Source organism: Pseudohalocynthiibacter sp. F2068, from assembly GCF_023015645.1.
Lineage (GTDB): Bacteria > Pseudomonadota > Alphaproteobacteria > Rhodobacterales > Rhodobacteraceae > Pseudohalocynthiibacter > Pseudohalocynthiibacter aestuariivivens.
In genome coordinates this window covers 70,267-90,387 of the sequence record NZ_JALKAK010000009.1, presented here as the reverse complement: position 1 = coordinate 90,387, position 20,121 = coordinate 70,267, and the positions used below count along the sequence as shown (strand labels likewise).

General features: G+C 53.9%; 19 protein-coding genes and 1 pseudogene. 14 read left to right on the top strand and 6 right to left on the bottom strand.

The features are described 5' to 3' along the window. Positions 1–36 precede the first annotated feature (36 nt). Positions 37–759 carry a 1-(5-phosphoribosyl)-5-[(5-phosphoribosylamino)methylideneamino]imidazole-4-carboxamide isomerase gene (gene hisA / locus MWU63_RS11920; protein ID WP_247077999.1) on the top strand — a complete coding sequence of 241 codons (723 nt, stop codon included), beginning with the start codon at positions 37–39 and terminating at the stop codon, positions 757–759. Here the strand turns inward: hisA and MWU63_RS11915 are convergent. Beyond that, positions 756–1,199, bottom strand: a complete 444-nt coding sequence (locus MWU63_RS11915; protein WP_213889962.1) for a DUF302 domain-containing protein — start codon at positions 1,197–1,199, stop codon at positions 756–758. The two genes, hisA and MWU63_RS11915, sit on opposite strands and share 4 nt — an antisense overlap. 105 nt (positions 1,200–1,304) lie before the next feature. Between MWU63_RS11915 and hisF the strand changes: the two genes are divergently transcribed. Both hisF and MWU63_RS11905 read left to right on the top strand, forming a co-directional pair. Then, a complete protein-coding gene (gene hisF, locus MWU63_RS11910; RefSeq protein ID WP_213889964.1) occupies positions 1,305–2,066 on the top strand; it encodes an imidazole glycerol phosphate synthase subunit HisF in 762 nt (253 codons plus the stop codon). Then, positions 2,063–2,380 carry a phosphoribosyl-ATP diphosphatase gene (locus tag MWU63_RS11905; RefSeq protein ID WP_213889966.1) on the top strand — a complete coding sequence of 106 codons (318 nt, stop codon included), beginning with the start codon at positions 2,063–2,065 and terminating at the stop codon, positions 2,378–2,380. Before hisF ends, MWU63_RS11905 begins: the two co-directional genes overlap by 4 nt. Here the strand turns inward: MWU63_RS11905 and MWU63_RS11900 are convergent. Beyond that, a complete protein-coding gene (locus tag MWU63_RS11900) occupies positions 2,377–3,294 on the bottom strand; it encodes a fumarylacetoacetate hydrolase family protein (RefSeq protein ID WP_213889968.1) in 918 nt (305 codons plus the stop codon). The genes MWU63_RS11905 and MWU63_RS11900 overlap by 4 nt on opposite strands. Before the next feature lie 205 nt (positions 3,295–3,499). Here MWU63_RS11900 and msrB point away from each other — a divergent pair, with 205 nt between their 5' ends. The 4 genes from msrB to MWU63_RS11880 all read left to right on the top strand — a co-directional run bounded on the left by msrB (position 3,500) and on the right by MWU63_RS11880 (position 7,554). Beyond that, positions 3,500–3,955, top strand: coding sequence for a peptide-methionine (R)-S-oxide reductase MsrB (gene msrB, locus MWU63_RS11895; protein WP_247077997.1), 456 nt, complete (start codon positions 3,500–3,502; stop codon positions 3,953–3,955). Next, the gene (msrA, locus tag MWU63_RS11890; protein WP_247077995.1) at positions 3,955–4,473 is read left to right on the top strand and encodes a peptide-methionine (S)-S-oxide reductase MsrA; all 519 of its coding nucleotides are present in this window, start codon (positions 3,955–3,957) and stop codon (positions 4,471–4,473) included. Before msrB ends, msrA begins: the two co-directional genes overlap by 1 nt. A gap of 106 nt (positions 4,474–4,579) precedes the next feature. After that, the gene (locus MWU63_RS11885) at positions 4,580–6,100 is read left to right on the top strand and encodes a malonyl-CoA synthase (protein WP_247077993.1); all 1,521 of its coding nucleotides are present in this window, start codon (positions 4,580–4,582) and stop codon (positions 6,098–6,100) included. 17 nt (positions 6,101–6,117) lie between these two features. Continuing rightward, positions 6,118–7,554, top strand: a complete 1,437-nt coding sequence (locus tag MWU63_RS11880; RefSeq protein ID WP_247077991.1) for an FAD-binding oxidoreductase — start codon at positions 6,118–6,120, stop codon at positions 7,552–7,554. A 133-nt stretch (positions 7,555–7,687) separates the two neighbouring features. On the opposite strand, the gene MWU63_RS11875 is transcribed toward MWU63_RS11880, so the two are convergent. Next, complete coding sequence (locus tag MWU63_RS11875) at positions 7,688–8,938, bottom strand: FAD-binding oxidoreductase (RefSeq protein ID WP_247077981.1); 1,251 nt, start codon at positions 8,936–8,938, stop codon at positions 7,688–7,690. A gap of 164 nt (positions 8,939–9,102) precedes the next feature. Between MWU63_RS11875 and MWU63_RS11870 the strand changes: the two genes are divergently transcribed. The 5 genes and pseudogenes from MWU63_RS11870 (at position 9,103) to MWU63_RS11850 (ending at position 14,935) form a co-directional block, all read left to right on the top strand. Continuing rightward, entirely contained in the window at positions 9,103–9,987 is an 885-nt protein-coding gene (locus tag MWU63_RS11870; protein WP_213889976.1) for a LysR family transcriptional regulator, read from the top strand. A 124-nt stretch (positions 9,988–10,111) separates the two neighbouring features. Further along, a pseudogene (locus tag MWU63_RS11865) lies at positions 10,112–11,576 on the top strand (aldehyde dehydrogenase family protein). Between the two features lie 4 nt (positions 11,577–11,580). Next, positions 11,581–12,570 (top strand): membrane dipeptidase, encoded by a 990-nt coding sequence (locus tag MWU63_RS11860; protein ID WP_213889978.1) that lies wholly within the window; start codon positions 11,581–11,583, stop codon positions 12,568–12,570. An 80-nt stretch (positions 12,571–12,650) separates the two neighbouring features. Further along, positions 12,651–14,294 (top strand): hypothetical protein, encoded by a 1,644-nt coding sequence (locus tag MWU63_RS11855; protein ID WP_213890117.1) that lies wholly within the window; start codon positions 12,651–12,653, stop codon positions 14,292–14,294. After that, positions 14,291–14,935: a DUF3726 domain-containing protein gene (locus tag MWU63_RS11850; protein ID WP_213889979.1), complete on the top strand. Its 645-nt coding sequence runs from the start codon at positions 14,291–14,293 to the stop codon at positions 14,933–14,935. Before MWU63_RS11855 ends, MWU63_RS11850 begins: the two co-directional genes overlap by 4 nt. Positions 14,936–14,950: 15 nt before the next feature. On the opposite strand, the gene MWU63_RS11845 is transcribed toward MWU63_RS11850, so the two are convergent. Genes MWU63_RS11845 through MWU63_RS11835 form a run of 3 tightly spaced genes read right to left on the bottom strand, consistent with a single transcriptional unit; the run spans position 14,951 to position 17,432 of the window. Continuing rightward, on the bottom strand, positions 14,951–15,958 hold the full coding sequence (locus tag MWU63_RS11845) for a biotin-dependent carboxyltransferase family protein (RefSeq protein WP_247077979.1): 1,008 nt from the start codon (positions 15,956–15,958) through the stop codon (positions 14,951–14,953). After that, complete coding sequence (locus MWU63_RS11840) at positions 15,955–16,659, bottom strand: allophanate hydrolase subunit 1 (RefSeq protein ID WP_247077968.1); 705 nt, start codon at positions 16,657–16,659, stop codon at positions 15,955–15,957. The genes MWU63_RS11845 and MWU63_RS11840 overlap by 4 nt, the downstream gene beginning before the upstream one ends. Next, positions 16,656–17,432, bottom strand: a complete 777-nt coding sequence (locus tag MWU63_RS11835) for a 5-oxoprolinase subunit PxpA (RefSeq protein WP_213889981.1) — start codon at positions 17,430–17,432, stop codon at positions 16,656–16,658. Before MWU63_RS11835 ends, MWU63_RS11840 begins: the two co-directional genes overlap by 4 nt. Positions 17,433–17,598: 166 nt before the next feature. On the opposite strand from MWU63_RS11835, the gene MWU63_RS11830 reads away from it, so the two are divergent. After that, complete coding sequence (locus tag MWU63_RS11830; RefSeq protein WP_213889983.1) at positions 17,599–18,603, top strand: hypothetical protein; 1,005 nt, start codon at positions 17,599–17,601, stop codon at positions 18,601–18,603. A 209-nt stretch (positions 18,604–18,812) separates the two neighbouring features. Beyond that, positions 18,813–20,105 carry an O-acetylhomoserine aminocarboxypropyltransferase/cysteine synthase family protein gene (locus MWU63_RS11825; RefSeq protein ID WP_213889984.1) on the top strand — a complete coding sequence of 431 codons (1,293 nt, stop codon included), beginning with the start codon at positions 18,813–18,815 and terminating at the stop codon, positions 20,103–20,105. Positions 20,106–20,121: the final 16 nt, after the last annotated feature.

The window sequence follows — 20,121 nt, the reverse complement described above, 5'->3', positions numbered from 1 at the left end:
AACAGCGCGAAACTAAAGTTAACGGGACTATCAGCCATGATCCTTTACCCAGCCATTGACCTGAAAGACGGCAACTGCGTGCGCCTTTACAAAGGTGAGATGGAACAGGCCACCGTTTTTAACGACAACCCTGCAGCGCAGGCCAAAGCCTTTGAAGATGCGGGGTGCGAATGGCTGCATCTGGTTGATCTGAACGGGGCTTTCGCGGGTGAGCCGGTTAATGCGGTCCCGGTTGAGGCGATTTTGAAAAGCTGCTCTATCCCGGCCCAGCTTGGTGGTGGTATTCGCGATATGGCGACAATCGAGATGTGGCTGAGCAAGGGGCTTGAGCGGGTTATTCTTGGCACAGTTTCCGTTGAAAACCCCGATCTCGTCCGCGATGCGGCGCGCGCCTTTCCCGGTCATGTTGCGGTCGGTCTTGATGCGCGCAACGGGCGTGTTGCGACACGCGGATGGGTGGAAGAAACCGATATGATGGTAATGGACCTTGCCAAATCGTTTGAGGACGCCGGCGTTGCGGCCATCATCTATACTGACATCAACCGCGATGGCGCGATGCAGGGCCCGAATGTCGAAGCCACAGCCGCCCTTGCCAACGCGGTTTCGATTCCGGTGATCGCCAGTGGCGGGGTGTCGTCAATGGCCGACCTTGAGGCATTGAAAAATTGCGGCGCGCCTTTGGATGGCGCAATCTCCGGACGCGCGCTTTATGATGGACAAATCGATCTTGCTGCAGCGGTTTCCTTGCTAAAAGGTTAGTTTTCCAAAGCCTTGGCCGTCAGGTTTGCCAGTGCCCCGGTCATTTTCTGGACGACCATCGCATCCGCAGGCACATCAAACCCTTCAAGCATTTCAACGGGCTGTTCATAAGACAGCCAGACTTGCCCGTCCGTGTCCTGATAGGCCAAGACTCGCAGCGGGAGCAACATTCCCGCTTGTGGATCAGCCTGCAGCGCGGCGGTTCCAAGTTTCGGGTTACCAAAAATCAGCAATTCCATTGGATTTAAACTTTCACCAACGCTTTCGGCGCCGCCAGCATGATTGATACGCGCGAAAACCGTGGCGCCTGCGCCGGTCACTGTAGCCTCAAGACGATCAATCGTCTCTGCGACCGTAAAGGGGCTCGCGACCTTTACCGGGTCAGCACCTGCAAGCGTTGCGGTTAAACTCAGAATAGCGGCAAGAAATGGCAGTTTCATAATAAACTCCGATTGATTTCAACGAAATACCCCTCAAACTCACTTAGTTCTCTGGCCTTGGCAAGAGAAGGCCAGTAAAAGGCGCGTGACTTGAAAGGCCGATCCATGCTGAAAACTCGTATCATCCCCTGTCTTGACGTCGCTGAAGGGCGCGTTGTGAAGGGTGTGAACTTTGTCGATCTGATAGACGCGGGCGACCCGGTTGAAAGCGCACGTGCCTATGACAAAGCCGGTGCTGATGAGATTTGCTTTCTCGACATCAAGGCCACGCACGAAAATCGTGGCACAATGTTTGACGTCGCACGCCGCACGGCCGAGCAGTGCTATGTCCCGCTGACCATCGGCGGTGGGGTACGCTCTGCACAGGACGTGCGGGATTTGCTCCTCGCAGGGGCGGACAAGGTCAGCTTCAATTCAGCCGCGGTTGCAAACCCTGACGTGATTGCAGAAGCAGCCAACCAATTCGGCAGCCAGTGTATTGTTGTCGCGATCGACGCCAAGTCTGTCAGTGAAGGCAAATGGGAGATTTTCACCCACGGGGGCCGCCGCGAGACAGGGATTGATGCGGTTGAATTCGCCCGCACAGTCGTTGGTAAGGGCGCAGGTGAAATTCTTCTAACCAGCATGGACCGTGACGGCACGCGTGCAGGCTTCAATATCCCGCTGACACGCGCAATTTCTGACTCTGTTTCGGTGCCCGTCATTGCATCGGGCGGTGTTGGCACGCTGGATCATCTGGTTGAGGGCGTGACCCTGGGCGGCGCCAGCGCTGTCCTTGCCGCGTCAATCTTTCATTTTGGCGACTACACCATCCGCGAAGCCAAGGAATACATGGCCGCCGCGGGCATCCCGATGAGGTTGGAATGAGTGCACTTGAAAGACTCGCAGCGACTATTGCCGCTCGCAAATCAGCCTCTGCTGATGATAGCTGGACAGCAAAACTCTTGTCCAAAGGACCAGAGAAATGCGCCGAGAAATTTGGCGAAGAAGCGATTGAGGCGATCATTGCAGCAGTAAAGAACGACAAGGCGGAGTTAACCGCCGAGGCGGCAGATGTGCTCTATCATCTGTTGGTCATGCTGGCAGCGCGCGACGTGGAACTTGCTGACGTTCTGGCAGAGCTTGAACGCCGTGAAGGCAAGTCTGGTATCGAAGAAAAAGCTGCCCGGCCAAAAGCTTAGTCAGGAGCGCCCCAAGCCGGACCCACTGTGTTGCGCAGGCAGCCCACCCCCTCGACACAGGTTTCGACAACATCGCCCTCTTTCAGAAAACGCGGCGGGGTGTGCGCTGCTGCAACCCCTGCCGGTGTGCCAGTTGCAATGATGTCACCAACCTCAAGCGTCATGATCCGCGATAAAAACGCTATGATTTCAGCGACAGAGAAGATGAGTTTCGCGGTTGTCCCATCCTGCAACAAATCCCCATTCACACGGGTTTGGACACCCAGGTTTTGCAAATCCCCCATGGCTTCGCCCAGAACAAGCGCTGGACCACAGGGGGCAAATGTATCGATCGCCTTTCCACCCGTCCAAAGCTGGTTTGCCATCTGCAAATCCCTTGCACTAACATCATTCAGCACCATCGCCCCTGCGACGTAGTCCAACGCCTCATCCTTAGAAATACTACGCCCGCGGCGTCCGATCACCACCGCAAGCTCTGCCTCGTAGTCAAGCTTATCGGTATGCGCGGGCGGCAAAATATCATCTGCGGGACCAGCAAGCGAATTCGCGTATTTTGCAAAAAATATTGGGGCATCTGGTGGTGCGATACCCAATTCTTCGGCGTGATCATGGTAGTTTAGGCCGATACAGATAATTTTTTCAGGGTCAGGAACGGGCGGACCAAACCGTGTTGATGATACAGCAAAGGCGGCACCGGATTTCCGCAACTGCGACAGGTTTTCCTGCGCAACACTGGTAAGCTCATTAATCTTCGCCATTCCGTAGCCAAGCACATCCCGATTGGAGCGGAGCGCCGCCACATCGATTGCTAACCAACCGGCCATTTCAGCAACGGCGCGGGTATCTGCAACCTCGCCTTCAAGTAACAAGCCCGGCACCATTTGTCCCGCATTTTCATATGTGACCAGTTTCATACCCGACTCCCATGTACTTTACTTTGTGCTTGTCTATTCTGATTTCACAACAACGGAAATAGGCGCTGTTTCGTTGCGGCAGGCCGTCCCTGATCACAAGTATATGTAGTGGCGTAACAATTGTGGACATCACGCCCGGCCATCCCCATCCTAGTAGAGTTCAAGAACCGTCCTTACGGGCGTACTAACGAAAGGGGATCATAGTTTGACAAAATACAGCAAAACCGAAGAGGCCATTTCGCGGCTGACACGTGAACAGTTTCATGTAACGCAAAACAGCGGCACAGAGCGTCCCTTTACCGGCGAATACAACGATATGAAAGCACCGGGACTTTATGTTGATATCGTATCAGGGGAACCCTTGTTTACGTCTATGGATAAATTCGACAGCGGTTGTGGCTGGCCAAGCTTCACCAAGCCCGTCGAAGACACGTATGTGAAAGAGTTGCGTGATGCAAGCCTTGGTATGGTAAGGGTTGAGGTGCGTTCGACACATGGCGACAGCCATTTGGGCCATGTTTTTCCGGACGGACCTACCGACAGGGGTGGATTGCGCTATTGCATCAACTCTGCCTCGCTGCGTTTCATTCCGGCTGACTCCTTAGAAAAGGAAGGCTACGGCGAATACGCGTCACTTTTTGAGAAAGAGGAGAATTCCTGATGGCTGATACAGAACGCGCAGTTTTTGCAGGCGGGTGCTTTTGGGGCATGCAGGATCTGATCCGCAAAGTCCCGGGGGTCATTTCGACCCGTGTCGGCTATTGCGGTGGCACAGCACCCAATGCCACCTACGCAATGATGAAACACGACACAACCGGACACGCAGAGGCGATTGAGGTAATCTTTGACCCCTCAATCATGAGTTACCGGGGCCTGCTTGAACTGTTCTTTCAAATTCACGATCCAACAACGGTTGATCGTCAGGGCAATGACAGGGGGGCAAGCTATCGCTCCGCAATATTCTATCTGACGAACGAACAAAAGGATGTCGCAGAAGATACAATTGCCGATGTGGAAGCGTCCAGCCTGTGGCCCGGCAAGGTGGTGACAGAACTCTCCCCCGCCACCGAATTCTGGGAAGCCGAGCCTGAACATCAGGACTATCTGGAACGCGTTCCAAACGGATACACCTGCCATTTCGTGCGACCAAACTGGGTTCTGCAACGCCGCGCAGGTTAATGGATATCTGGCGCCGGGTAACAAAATTTCCGGCGTCAATGGCTTGCCCATTGACCCCATGTTCACCCAAAGCTAACGCAATAGGGTAAAGAACACGGAGATGGTCATGTATCAGGGCAACTATCTGGCAGAACGCATCAGCCGGGCATCCGAGGGCCCGGGCGACGCGCTTTTTCTTACGCATCATGATACTGGCCAGACTGTTACTTATAAGGCGTTTTTCGCGAACGCCGAACAAATCGCAGCAGCACTGGTGCGCGCGGGCGTTCGACCCGGTGACAGAGTTGCCATTCAGGCCCCAAAAACCATTTTGATGCTGGAGCTTTATGTCGCCTGCGTTCTGAGCGGTGCTGTGTTTCTACCGCTTAACCCCGCCTACACCCCCCAGGAAGTGAAGTATTTTCTTGGCGACGCGAAACCCGCTCTTTTCGTCTGCGATCCTGAAAAACAAGGCGCGCTTGCAAAAATCGCCGAAGCTTGCGGCGTGAACACGATCTGGACACTGGCCTCGAACGAAAACGGTAGCCTGAAAGACGCCAGAGACGCGGAAACATTGGGTTTTTCGGCTGTTTCGCGAGAGCCGGGTGATCTTGCGGCAATACTTTACACGTCGGGAACAACAGGACGATCAAAAGGTGCAATGCTCACCCATCGCGCGCTTGCCTCAAACTCTGAAGTCCTGAAGGATTACTGGCATTTTGATGCGTCAGATGTGCTGATCCACGCTTTGCCCATATTTCACACGCATGGTTTGTTCGTCGCCACAAACATTACCCTGATGGCGGGCGGATCGATGATCTTCATGCCGAGGTTTGATGCTGAAAAAATACTGGAAACCATGCCGCGCGCAACCGCCCTTATGGGGGTTCCTACTTTTTACACGCGTCTGTTGGAATGTGACGGCCTGCAAGGGGCCGCGCACAATATGCGTTTGTTTGTTTCCGGCTCCGCCCCGCTTTTGGCCGAAACACATGATCGCTGGCGTGCTGAGACGAGCCACGAGATCCTTGAACGCTACGGCATGACTGAAACCAATATGAACACGTCCAACCCTTATGACGGTGCACGACGCGCTGGTACTGTTGGGTTTCCTTTGCCGGGTGTCGAGCTAAAGATAACGGACCACGAAACCGGAACCCCGCTGGGTGTCAACGAAATCGGCATTCTCGAAGTTCGCGGCGACAACGTTTTTTCCGGCTACTGGCAGATGCCAGAGAAAACCGCTGAAGAGCTTAGGGAGAATGGGTTTTTCATCACCGGTGACCTAGGGAAAATCGATGAGGACGGCTATGTGCATATCGTCGGTCGCTCCAAAGATCTGATCATCACCGGGGGGTTCAACGTTTATCCGAAAGAGGTTGAAACACTGATTGACGATCTGCCCGGTGTTGTCGAAAGTGCCGTGATCGGTGTTCCGCACCCGGATTTTGGCGAAGCTGTCGTAGCAATTGTTGTGCCGGAAGACGGCAGCCTTGAAACCGCGGCAATTTCAAATGCACTCTCAGACTCGTTAGCGAAATTCAAACAACCCAGGAAAATCATCCAGGTTGACGCGCTCCCACGTAACACCATGGGAAAAGTACAAAAAGCGGACCTCAGAAAAACATACGGAACGCTCTTCACCTGAAACAGGACCAGAACCGAATGACGGAAAAAGTACTGAATGCCCTTCGCGAGGTTGTTGGAGAAAAGAACCTTCTCGCAGGGTCTGATGATCGTCGTGCCTACGACAACGATGTGATTGGCAAACATGAGGGGCATTCCTGGGCGGTTGCGCAACCGGCTACAACTACCGAAGTCAGCGAAATCCTGAAACTTGCGCATCTTCACGGTATCCCGGTTGTCCCACAGGGTGGAAACACCGGACTTGCGGGCGGGGCGTCCCCGGGTGCCGGTGCAAATCAGATCATCTTGTCACTGGCGCGCATGAACAAGATCACCGAGATCAACGCAGATACACGTATTGCACGCGTTGAAGCGGGCGTCGTGCTTGAAAAATTGCACAACGCCGCAGCAGAGCATGACCTGATTTTCCCACTGTTTTTTGGCGCACGGGGCAGCTGCATGATTGGCGGCAATCTTTCCACGAATGCAGGCGGCTCCAATGTGCTGCGTTATGGAAATACGCGCGCTCTTGTGTTGGGGGTAGAGGTGGTGCTGGCAGATGGTCGGGTGCTGAACCTGATGTCCGAGCTTTTAAAAGACAATACGGGCTATGACCTCAAAGATCTTTTCATCGGTGCCGAAGGCACCTTAGGGGTCATCACTGGCGCGGTGCTCAAACTTTTTCCGCGCCCTAGTGCCTACGCAACCGCCTATCTTGCGATGGGTAACATGGCAGACGCATTGTCCCTGCTTCGTTCGCTGCAGGATTTAACGGGCAATGCCGTGGAGGCCTTTGAGTATATGCCAGCGGGCTATTTTAAGGACTATGTCAAGAAATACCCAGATTGCCGTGCGCCGCTCGAAAATCCGGACAAGGTCAATATTCTTGTCGAAGTCGGCGCGAGTTCCGCTCTCTTGGCCCGACCGGATAGCAGTGGTCGTGCAGCAGTTCATGGCGTGCTGGAAGAAACGCTTGCCAAGCTGGTTGAAGAGGGCAAAATATCAGACGCTGTAGTCGCGCAGACTGATGCCCAACGACTTGCGTTCTGGCATTGCCGGGAAAGTGCGTTTGAACTTTCGACGATGTATGGCCCCATGATCGACCACGATATTTCAGTACCCCTTGGAAAGGTTGATACATTCCTGCGCGAAATGCGCCGGCGTCTGCCAGAAATTGCACCGGAAGCCCGCGATTGTGTGATTGCACATCTGGGTGATGGAAATCTGCACTACTCTGTCGTACCTGCGGAAAATCACGATGGGATTGATCCGGCTTTGGCCGAAAATGTTACGTCTCTGGTCGAAGATGTAATCGCTGAACTTAACGGAAGCTTCAGCGCGGAACATGGTATCGGGCTGTCCAAACGCCCCTCAATGGCACGCCGCAAAGATCGCCCCGCCCTAGATGTTATGAAAGAGATTAAACACGCCCTCGATCCGAAAAACATCATGAACCCCGGCAAAGTATTGCCCTAGCGTCCAAGCCTTTCTTTTTCCCATAAATATCCTCGCCGGAGGCAAGAAACTTAATGCCTCCGGCGGGGATATTTTTTGAAAAAGGTATTAGGATCTAAAGCCAAAAAGGTATTTTTCATCCGACCTGGGTTATCTAGCGAAAGCGCGCCGTGTCGTAAGGTGAAAGATCAATATTTGGCCTTTTCCCATCAATTAGATCAGCGATAAGTCGGCCGGTTTTCGGCCCTGCTGTGAGACCGATATGCTGATGGCCAAAGCCTGCGTAAACCCCTGTGCCACGAATTTCACCAATGAGCGGCAAGCTGTCCGTCGTACTTGGGCGGTGGCCAAGCCATTCCTCTTCGCCTTCGGCTTTGAGGTCTGGAAAACTCGCTTTTACTTTTTTGCGCAAAAAGGCGAGTGGCGCTTTGGACTGACCAGCCTCGAGGCCGCCCAACTCTACCGTTCCGGCACATCGAAGCCCCATAGCCATTGGGGTTGCCACGAATTTTCCAGTGGTGATCATGATCGGCATAGAAGGTTTGACGGATGGGTTCTTGTAAAGAATGTGGTGGCCTCGCTCGCTCTCGAGCGGGATATAAAGCCCCAGCTTTTTCATAAGGGGCTTAGACCACACGCCAGCTGTAAGCACTGCGTTCTCACAATCAAACCGCCCCTTGTCTGTTTCAACAGCCGTTACATATCCGCTGGCCAGATCGAAGTCACGGACGTCCGCCTGAAGCACCGTCCCGCCCATTTCGACAAACTCATCCGCAAGATCCGCCACATATTGGCCCGGGTCCCGAATGTAGCCGTGGTTTTTCATCACAGCGAGCAGGGTGATATCAGAGCTCAGGCACGGCTCGCGTTCTTGCACAGCGCGACCTTCGATCAGTTCGGGAACAAATCCTGCCTCGCGGCGCAACCCCCAACTGTAGGCATCGGCGTCAAATCCGGCGCGGTCTGCATAGGCGTAACCCACATCGCTCTCGACAACCCATTTTTCAGCTCTTGTACCCCGCGCAAGGGCCAGATGCTGCTCAACTGTATCACCAAGGATAGGAGCAAGGCCCACAGCGATACGCCGGGTATCTTTGTCATTCGCATGGCTGAGAAAGCGTATCAACCAAGGCGTAAGACGCGGCAAATAGGACCACCGCAGGAACAGTGGAAAATTAGGATCAAACAGATATTTGGGACTCTTCGTTATGAGTCCAGGCACGGTCACAGCTACAATTGAACTTGCCGCCAAAAGACCGGCATTGCCAAAAGATGTACCCTGTCCCGGCGCACCTTTGTCAATCAGGGTTACGTCCTTGCCCGCACGTCTTAGCCAGATTGCCGTTGATACACCTACAATGCCGGCGCCAACCACGACAATCCTGTTTTCCTTCGCCTTAGCCATCAATGCTTACCCTAACCGCTTGCCACCTTGGCTCGTTCCAACACATTGATCAGATTTCCAGAGCATTCAACTGGTTAATGACGGCCGCTCGAACGAGATCATGGACGTATCCGGATATTTCAGTAACTATGAGATAAATATCCTTTGGTTACAGAAAAACTCAAATGGCGATCAAAATCGAAATGCTGCGATGCTTTGCTACGGTTGCGCAAAGCGGGAACCTTGCGGAAGCGGCGGATGCGTTGCACAGAACACCTTCGGCCGTGTCAATGATGCTGAAACAATTCGAGGATCATATCGGGGCGCCGCTGTTTGAAACGGGGCGAAAATCTCATCTCAGCCAGCTTGGCGAAATGGTTTTGATTGAGGCAGAGCGTGAACTCGTGCATTTCGACCGAACAATCGCCATGATCGAGGGCTTCGCCAGGGCGGAGCATGGTTTCGTGCGGATTGCAGCGACCCCTTCGGTGGCAATCGCTGTCTTGCCGAATGTCCTTCGCCAATTTCGCGCTGAGCGGCCGAACGTGCATATTGATGTACGGGACATGGATTCCGTCTCAGTGTTGCGCGAACTCACGCGGGAACGCGCTGACATTGGCCTTGCCAGCATGTCGGGCACTGTTAGTGATCTCGTTGCAGAACCGCTTTTCTCTGACCGTTTTGGCCTTGTCTGTCCGCTCGACCATCCGCTCGCAAACTCGGCTGATCCACCAACATGGGCTGATTTAGAAGGATGTACATTCATCGCCAACGGGCTGTGCCGACAAATTGAAAATGCTAAATTTAAAGCAGTCTTAGCCGGCTCGAACCTGATGGTTCCCAATACGACATCGCTATTGGCGATGGTTCAGGCGGGTGTCGGAATTACGGTGCTTCCAAAACTCGCGGTTCTTGGTAACTTTCATGACCTCTCTTTTGTTCCACTGAGTGATCCGTTGGCGATGCGGCGGGTAAGCATCGTGACTCGCGCACGCGCAAGCCACGCGCCGGCAGTTGAAGCATTTATTGCCGCCCTGCGTGAGGTCGATTACGACGCAGTATCCATATGAAGGAATCCACTACCGGCCCGAAATTTCAGTTATTCTGAATTATCATTCAGTATTATGAGTTTGCTTAAACTTTCATGCGACACCAAACTACGGGCTATCCCCATCACGGGGCCTTCTATTTGGAATTTGGGGTTTTCATGGCTAGTTGCAAACAAAACTATATCGCGGGACAGTGGGTTTCTGGCGAAAGCGAGATCAAGAACCGCAATCCGTCTGACCTGACCGATCTGATCGGCATGTTCGCGCAAGCAAGCGCAAATCAGCTTGAAACCGCGCTTGACGCTGCAGCGAAGGCTCAGCGCGAATGGGCCACCTATGGTATCGAGCGAAAATACAACGTTCTGATGGCCATCGGAAATGAACTGATGGCACGCGCTCCAGAACTTGGTGAATTACTGTCGCGCGAAGAAGGCAAGCCGCTCGCCGAGGGTAAGGGTGAAGTTTTCCGCGCCGGTCAGTTCTTCACCTACTACGCCGCTGAAACCCTGCGTCAAATCGGAGATAACGCAGACTCAACCCGGCCCGGCATAGAAGTTGACGTGCGTCGCGAACCTGTGGGTGTCGTTGCAATCATTTCACCGTGGAATTTTCCAACCGCAACCGCCAGCTGGAAAATTGCCCCTGCCCTCGCCTTTGGAAATGCTGTGCTGTGGAAACCCGCGAACATAACGCCTGCCTCTGCCGTCGCATTAACAGAGATTATCGCGAAGCAGGACATCCCGGACGGCTTGTTTAACCTTGTGATGGGCGCGGGCCGCAGTGTTGGTCAACGGCTGGTCGAAAGCCCCAAGGTGAATGCGATTTCCTTCACCGGATCCGTTCCGGTTGGCAAAGGGATTGCAATGGCAGCTATCCCGAACCTCACAAAAATCCAGATGGAAATGGGCAGCAAAAACGCGCTGGCCGTTATGGATGACGGAGATCTTGATATTGCAGTGGCCGTAGCACTTGGTGGCGCCTTTGGCGGGTCTGGGCAGAAATGCACGGCGTCATCACGCCTTGTTGTACATGCCGCCGTGCATGACGAATTCGTCGAACGTCTGGTTGCCGGTGCCCGTGCCATGAAGGTAGGCCACGCATTCGCGGAAGATACCCAGATGGGCCCCGTCGTTTCCGAACAGCAATTGAACGAAAACCTTGGCTATGTCGAAATCGGCAAATCCGAAGGCGCAGAACTGCTGTGCGGAGGAGAGCGGTTGGAGATGGCGACTAATGGCTATTACATGTCGCCCGGTGTGTTTGCTGGCACAAGTAACGATATGCGGATCAATCGCGAAGAAATGTTTGCGCCACTGACCTCGGTGATCAAAGTTGACAGCTATGACGAGGCGTTGGCCGTTGTGAATGACACGAATTTCGGCCTGACGGCTGGTATTGTCACGCGTTCACTTGCCCGCGCCACACATTTCCGCCGCAACGCTCGTTCCGGATGTGTCATGGTCAATTTGCCAACCGCAGGCACGGATTACCACGTTCCGTTTGGCGGGCGTGGCGACAGTTCATATGGCCCACGAGAACAGGGGTCTTATGCAGCAGAGTTTTATACGACCGTAAAAACTGCTTACATCGCCTCTGGCACACCGGAGTAAACCCATGACCTATCGCATCGACTGCCTGCAATACGCCAACTGGTCGGAAAAGATTTTTCGCCAGATGCGCGAAGGAAATGTTGATGCAGTTCATGTGACCATCGCCTATCACGAAAACTTTCGCGAAACGGTTCTGAACATTGAGCGATGGAACCGCTGGTTTGAACAATTCCCTGAACTGATCTTTCAGGGGCGTTGGGCAAGCGACGTGAAACTCGCGCGCGATACGGGGCGCACCGCGATCTTTTTCGGTTTTCAAAACCCGTCACCAATTGAAGATGACATTGGGCTTGTCAGGATTGTACATACGCTTGGCGCACGCTTCATGCAGCTAAGTTACAACAACCAATCCCTGCTTGCGACCGGGTGTTACGAGGCCGAAGACCCCGGCATCACTCGAATGGGCAAGCAGGTGATAAGGGAAATGAACCGCGCGGGCCTCGTCGTCGACATGAGCCATTCTGCAGATCGCTCGACACTGGAGGCTATCGAAATTTCTGAGCGTCCCATCGCAATCACCCATGCCAACCCGTATTTCTGGCAACCTGCCCTGCGGAACAAAAAGGATGATGTGATCCGCGCGCTGACGTCTGCTGACGGTATGCTTGGCTTCTCGCTCTACCCGCATCACCTGAAAGACAAATCAAACTGCACCCTGCAAAGTTTCTGCGAAATGATCGCACAAACGGCTGACATGGTGGGTGTGGAACACCTGGGCATCGGTTCAGATCTTTGTCAGGACCACCCCGACAGCGTTGTTGAATGGATGCGGGTTGGACGCTGGTCCAAGGAAATCGACTATGGCGAAGGCTCTGCCTCGGCACCCGGATTTCCGGATATGCCAGATTGGTTTCGCGACAACCGCGATTTTGGGAATATCGAGGTTGGTCTGAAAACCATAGGCTTTAATGACGCAGAGGTCTCTGGCCTGATGGGCGATAATTGGATGCAGTTTTTCGAAAACAGCTTTGGTCCTGCGGGAACATCGGCTTAACTTTTTAACGAACGGAGGCAAACGTGGAAAAAGCTGAAAACACCTGCGAAAAGGCTGCGTTACGACCGCCTTCCCTGGTTATGCGTCTGTCGCGTATGGGTTCAATTCATCAATGCCGCCTGTCGTTCATGCGTATCCTGCTACGCCGTATGAAACACGAGAACTGGACTTTTGATCGCCCTGTCTTTGAGGTCGATGCAAAAGGTGTGGGTCATGCGGTTTACACAGCCAAGGGCCCGAAACGCACATACAGCCTTGTTGCATTTGCGCATGACCTGCCACCTGAAATGCGCTCTGACCGGGTGATCGCAACAGCATGGGATGCTACATTTACATTGTTTGACGGGTTTCCGACGGCAGAAGATATCATTCGGCTGTCCAGAAATGTCCCCCTGCAAGAAGTCGGTCGCGTCAGCAGCAAAGAGCTTTCTGTTTCACGTGCCAACAGATCGGTCCGCCTGTTTGAACATGTCATTTCAAGCCTTGCTGCCGGGCATCAACCCGATGCCAAAATGATCGAAAGCGTGGGCTATCTGATGCGGACAACTGCGGTCTATGGCTCTGGCAAGCTTGGGGCTGCAGATCGTGAAATGATTTGCGACCGGCCAGAATTCACCGCTCCATTTCAATGCGAAATGCTGTCTGTTTTTCTGACACGCACTTTCGTTCTTGATCTTGCTGAACATCTTGCGGCAGCGCGATCACCAGATACTGCTGTTAAGATGGACCCTGCATTGCGTCGCCGTCTGGGTATTGGAAATTCAACCGGGCTTGGCATGGCGCCATTTCTGGTCAACCATCCGGTGTTACTGAACAATTGGGTCGCGGCCCGTGAAGAGGCACTGGCACGCGTGCGCAGTGTCGCAACGGCATCTGACAGCGAAGTTTCGCATTTTCTCGCCTTGCTTCCACGCGCCGTACAAAACGTCGCGGACTGGCATTCGGAGCATCCGATCCAGATCGAAAAACTCGCGGCCCTTAAAGCTGACCTGAAACTTCTCACAACACATGTGACCAAAGCGAACCTCAAGGAAAATGCACCTTGGAACCAGCTCTATCTTTGGGCAGCGGAAAACCTTTCGACGGAAGGTCAGGAACTGCTCGTGTCCCTGATGATGGAACCTTACGGCGATCTGATCGACGAGCTGGCAGATTGTATGAGCGCCGATGAAACCACTGTTTTCCCAATAAATGGGGCCATGTCACTGTCCCATTTGGGTGCACTTTGCGACGAAGTTTACGGCTGGGCGAAGAAAATTGACTGGCAGTCACACGCCGCGCAGGCACGCGCCTGGTATGTGTCAGAAGAAAAGCTGGAACCCCGGCTTGGTGAACGGTTTGAAGAGCCGATCGCCGAATATGAACAACCCCTTTCCCCCGCACGTGACGCTATGCGCATGGTCGAAGATCTGGATACATGGGAGGGGGACGATACAGTCGCCGCTTTCGTTCTGCGCCATCCTGAACATCGACATATCGTGCGTCGGCTGCAACTTAGCGAGCGTTTCCCATATGCCGAAATCCGCGACAACACGATAGATGCTGATGTCCTGCCAATCGACATGCTGCGCTGCAAGCTTGCGTTTTTTGGAGCGACCCATTTTGACCCGCGGTCTGACCGCTGGGTACGCATCAATATGTACCGTAACGCACCCTACCCCGAAGAACTCGCAATGTCGGCTGAAGACTGGTCTTACCCCACTTTGTCAGAGGGTAACGCATGACCTATTCGCTAAACGAAATCGAAGCCATGAGCAAACGCGCCGCACGCGGTGCCGGGTTTGACTGGGGTCTGGCGGAAGAAGCCGGAAAGGCAACACGCTGGCTAAGTGAACAGGGCTTTGCCGGGCCAGAAACGTTAGCAGCGTTGCTGACTCAAAATGACGGACACCCATATGCCAGCCTGTCACCGATTGATGTTAACGATGTCTGGAATGCAAGCACAGGAACGCTATGCCCGCTCATCGCGGGAACTGTACTTTGTGACCTCGCTGCTCGTTTGGATGCAGGGGTTACGCTAGGACAGACAAGCTATCCAATCTTCCTCGTACCTTTCGTTGCAACAGCAGCAAAGGTTTCTGGCACGGCGCTGACGCTAAGCTGGGATAATACTGAAATCTGCGTCTCGTCAGACGGTGGCCTTAGAGTCTCGCACTCGGGCGATCTTGCTGCTTCCGTTACCAAGGCGGTTCTGTGCAAAGGGACAGACCCGTCAAAGTGCACTGACTCTCATAAAAACAGAAAGCAAGACGTCGATGCTAAGGCTTGGGCAACACTTGGCGCATTCGCCCATCGCACCTATGCCCCGGCGACCGAGGAATCCAGGCTCGCGGGTGCGGGTGCAGGTCTGAGTGATAACGACTAAATTCAGACGCTCAAATTAGAACTCGTCACCAACAACACCGCTGATTAGGTTTGAGCGACGAAGTCGGTCTTCAAATGAGCCGCGCAATTCGGCAATCGATTCAAGATAAGTGGTCACTTTCGCGTGCTGAGCGCGTGCCAGTTTAACTGCCTCGGCTGGAGTTGCAGACGCGAGCCGCACTTTGTCGCGCGCCCGTGCTTGCGTAAGCTGATCCTGATCTGCGGTTATAACGGTGGCTATCTTCGGATACCCACCCGTCGTTTGATGATCTGCAAGCAAAACTATCGGATCTCCGTGCCCCGGCACCTGAACTGCTCCGCGAACCAATGCTTCAGACGGCATCGAAAGCTCTTCAGCGATTGGCAGGCTTGGCCCTTTTAGGCGCATCCCCATCCGGTCATAATCCTGCGTCACCTCATAGGGTTCGGACACGAGCGCGCCCAACGTTTCTGGTGCAAAGCAATCATCCTGCGGGCCGGGCACGATCCTGACGTTTCCTGAAAACCTGGCGAAATCCGGAATTGGCAAACTGCAGGTAAACCCTGCCTCAACCTTCGCCTCTGAAACTTCGATAGTCGCGCCTGCAGCAAGCGGGTGACCGCAAAGCCCTGATGCCAGATGTGTCGCCTGACTGCCAAGCCACTCAGAACTGTTGATTTTTCCACAAAAGCCGAGATACCCCCAACTGCCCTCTAACCCAGGACGGATCGTCAGGGTTGAACCTGCCCTGATTGTAAAGACAGACCAAGGGGATTGCGGTTGCCCATCAAGGCTGACGCTGAAGTTCCCGCCGACAAACCCGGCCGTGACATTCCCTTCCGTGCACTTCAGAACCATTCCGCCAATTGATACTTCGATCGCGGCAAATCCTTCGTTTTGTTCAAGGGCGCGGCGAAGCACCGCAAAGCTGGTGCGGTCCATCGGCCCGGAACGCGGAACACCAAAGCGCATAGAACCGGGGCGACCGTCATCCTGAACTGAAACCAAAGGACCCGCGAAAGACACCGTGAACTTGGCGCTCATGTCTTTGCCCCCTGCCCGACCGCGCGTTCAAAATCATCGCGGCTCATGCGCGTGAACTGAACCCTGTCACCGACAGCGAGCGGAAAGGGGTTGTCCTCTCCCGGTCGCAGGAATTGAAAGGGGGATTGTCCGATAATCCACCAACCTGTCGGCATTTTTATGGTCGTGACCAGAGCCTGCGGCCCGGCGATCATCACGGCGCCTGCTGGAATATCACGTACGGGTGCGGTTTTGCGCGGAAGCTGAATTTCCTTGGGAACACCGCCCAAATAGGCGTAACCCGGCGCAAACCCATACATGTATAAAAGGTAGTCGCCACTAAGATGCGCGTTGATGACCTCTTCTTCGCTTAGCCCTGTGCGCACAGCAACCTCAGCCAGATCGGGTGACAAACCATCACCGTAGCAGACGGGAACTTGCCAGATTTGCCCGCTGGTGCGTTCTTTTGACTTCATTGGCCCCAACGCCCGGACCGCCGCCGAAACTGTTTCAAAATCTGTTTGCAAGGGATCGTAGCCAACAAATAGGGCCGCAAATGATGGGATCAATTCGGTCACCCCTTCAATCCCGGCGGCACTTATTGCACTATCTGCCTCAAGAACCTGCGCATGAATGTCTGGATCAACCGCTGCGCCAAACCGCACCATCAAACCACTGTCACCAACCGGTTGTATCGCGGGCTCGATCAGAGACTGGTTCACGCTGGGATGCTTGCGGCGAAGGGCTTTACCGCGTGTCCAGCTGTTTCAAGTGCAGCACGCAGATTACCCGCGATATCAAGCGCCCGTGGCCCGTCGCCGTGTACGCAAATCGAATGCGCCTTGAGTGCAACCGGTTCCCCCCCAACCGTTGGCATCAGCCCGCTTTCAAAGAAGCCAAGCAACCTCTGGGTGGCAACCGCCTCGTCGTGGATCATCGCGCCTTCCGTTCCGCGCGGCACAAGCAGGCCCCCGGATGTATATCCACGGTCCGCAAAAATCTCTGAATAGGTGCGCAGCCCATGCCTGAGGCCCGATTTCTCAAGCTCGGTCCCCGAAATCGCGAGCAATGCTGCATCCGACCCCATAACGGCAACAACCGCGCGCACAATCGCATCAGCAACGTCAGCCACTTCTGCCGCCCAATTGCAAAGCGCACCATGCGGTTTGACATAAGCAACCTCTGTCCCGGCGAGCGCAGCCACACCACAGAGCGCACCGATCTGCGCAGCTGATAACCGCTCCACCTCGGCCATTGTCAGCGGCAGGCGACGGCGACCAAACCCTTCACGGTCTTCAAAGCCGGGATGCGCGCCGATGCTGACACCATTTTCTTTGGCGCAGCTTAAAGCTTCAAACATGGTGGAATTGTCACCCGCGTGACCACCGCAAGCGATGTTCGCACTGGTCACAATCCGCATCATCGCGGCGTCGTCCCCTATTTTCCAAGGGCCGTAGCCTTCGCCAAGATCGGCGTTCAGATCAATCTGTTTCATTAGGATATACTAGGCATGGATTCTCGCAATCTCAATGCTGGGTTTGCGTTTACCTGTAGGAGAATGTTGATCTACGCACTTATTCAAAAAACACCAAGACATGCCTTTTGACAACTGGCAAACCCGGCTATAGTCCGTTTCAAAACAAACATCGGGCAGATTGTGCATGGCAAAGAAAAGCAAAAAAAGCCAAGCCTATAACATCATGATCGTTGGGCAGTCGGGCCGCCTGCAGTATGAGGCGGTGATGTTCGCAGCCTCGTTGCAACACACCAATCCGAATTTCAAAGGTCGTCTTTTTGTCGCCGAGCCTCAGCCCGGCGACCTCTGGGAACGGGACCCGCGTATAAAGGATGTTCAGGTCCGGGAAACGCTTGAGGCATTAGGCGCTGAAATTGTCGCGTTCGAAAACGAACATTTCGGCCAGAGTTACCCCTATGGAAACAAGATCGAAGGCCTGAAAGCGCTGCCCAAGGGTGAGCCGTTTGTGTTTTTTGACACAGATACGCTAATCACAGGGCCCCTGTCCGATGTGCCTTTCGACTTTGATCGGCCCAGCGCGTCCATGCGACGTGAAGGGACATGGCCAACAATTGAACTCTACGGTCCCGGCTACACCGAAATCTGGAAATCGCTCTATGATAAATTTGGGCTCGAATTCGAGAGCTCGCTCGATCTGACGCAGCCCGATGAGTATTGGGAGCGTTATCTCTATTTTAACGCGGGATGGTTTTTTTACCGTTGCCCCCATGAATTTGGTGAGCGTTTCACCGAATACGCCGTTGCCGTGCGTGACGACCCGCCAGATGCACTGGTTTGCCAACAAATGAACCCGTGGCTTGATCAGGTGGTATTGCCACTGGTTATTCATTCTTTCGGGGGTGGGCGCGACACTATTTCACCCGGCCTATTGGATGGGTCTGTAAGCTGTCACTACCGGGTACTTCCCCTGCTCTACGCGCGCGAAAATGACCATGCAATCGAGATATTGGAAACAATAACAGCCCCTAACAAGATCAAGAAAATCATCAAACAGTATGACCCGTTCAAGCGTATGATTTTTCAGCGTAAGGGAAAAAGAGTGCGTGACATGTTTAACCGCAACGCTCTGCCCCGGCGTGAAAAGATGATCCGAAACCAGATTAAACGCGCAAACCTTTGGATGCGGTGAATCGCGTCGCCCCTCCGGATGTGATGCAAAAAGGTTTTTTCCAGGCGCAATCCTGCTGAAATATCCGATATGGAACATTTTCGGAAAACACCAGTTCCGCAAGCAGGCCAATTTGGTGAACGTTGTTCTGATCAACAACACATTCAGTTGTGTGGGCGGAACTGATCGCCTAGTCTCTGGTCGGATAATTGAAACAGCGGAGAACCTTTATGTCCGATACTGCCTCTTACGGCTTTGACACCCTGCAAGTTCACGCGGGCGCCCGCCCAGACCCGGCAACAGGCGCGCGCCAGACGCCGATTTACCAAACGACGGCCTATGTGTTTCGCGATGCCGAACACGCCGCTGCGCTTTTTAACTTGCAAGAAGTCGGGTTTATCTATTCGCGCCTGACCAACCCAACGGTTGCCGTTTTACAGGAACGGATCGCAACCCTGGAAGGTGGCGTAGGGGCGGTCTGCTGTTCATCAGGTCACGCAGCGCAAATTATGGCGCTGTTCCCGCTGATGGAGCCCGGAAAGAACGTTGTGGTATCGACCCGTCTTTATGGTGGCTCAGTCACCCAGTTCAGCCAGACCATCAAGCGCTTTGGCTGGGAAGCAAGATTTGTCGACATCGATGATGAAGCCGCTGTAGCTGCAGCGATTGACGACAATACCCGCGCTATATTCTGTGAATCGATCGCCAACCCCGGTGGCCACATTGCTGACCTTGACGCGCTTTCAGCGATTTCGGCCAAAGCAGGCATACCGCTGATCGTCGACAACACCTCTGCAACGCCATACCTTTGCAACCCGATCAAACACGGTGCGACGCTGGTTGTGCACTCAACCACCAAATACCTGACTGGCAATGGTACGGTCACAGGTGGTTGTGTTGTGGATTCAGGCAATTTTGACTGGTCCGCGTCAGACAAGTTTCCGTCCCTCAGCGCACCAGAGCCTGCGTATCACGGCCTGAAGTTTCACGAGACATTCGGAAACCTTGCGTTCACATTCCACTCCATCGCGATCGGATTGCGTGACTTGGGTATGACCATGAATCCGCAAGGTGCACATTATACGCTGATGGGCATCGAAACGCTCTCTCTGCGGATGGAGCGGCACGTTGAAAACGCAGTGAAAGTTGCGAGTTGGCTTGAAACGGACCCGCGGATCGAAGCTGTGACCTACGCAGGGCTACCGTCAAATCCTTGCTATGGCCGTATCGCTTCTATCTGTCCGAAGGGCGCTGGTGCTCTCTTTACCATCGCGGTCAAAGGCGGTTACGACGCATGTGTAAAGCTCGTCGACAGTCTGGAAATTTTCAGCCATGTCGCAAACCTTGGCGATACTCGTTCTCTTGTCATTCACTCTGCCTCAACGACGCACCGCCAGTTGTCACCGGAACAGCAAGAAGCAGCAGGTGCCGGGGCAAATGTCGTACGCCTGTCTATCGGAATTGAAGATGCAAAGGACCTGATCGCAGATCTGGATCAAGCACTGACCAAGGCATTAAGCTAAAATTTTTAATTGGCGG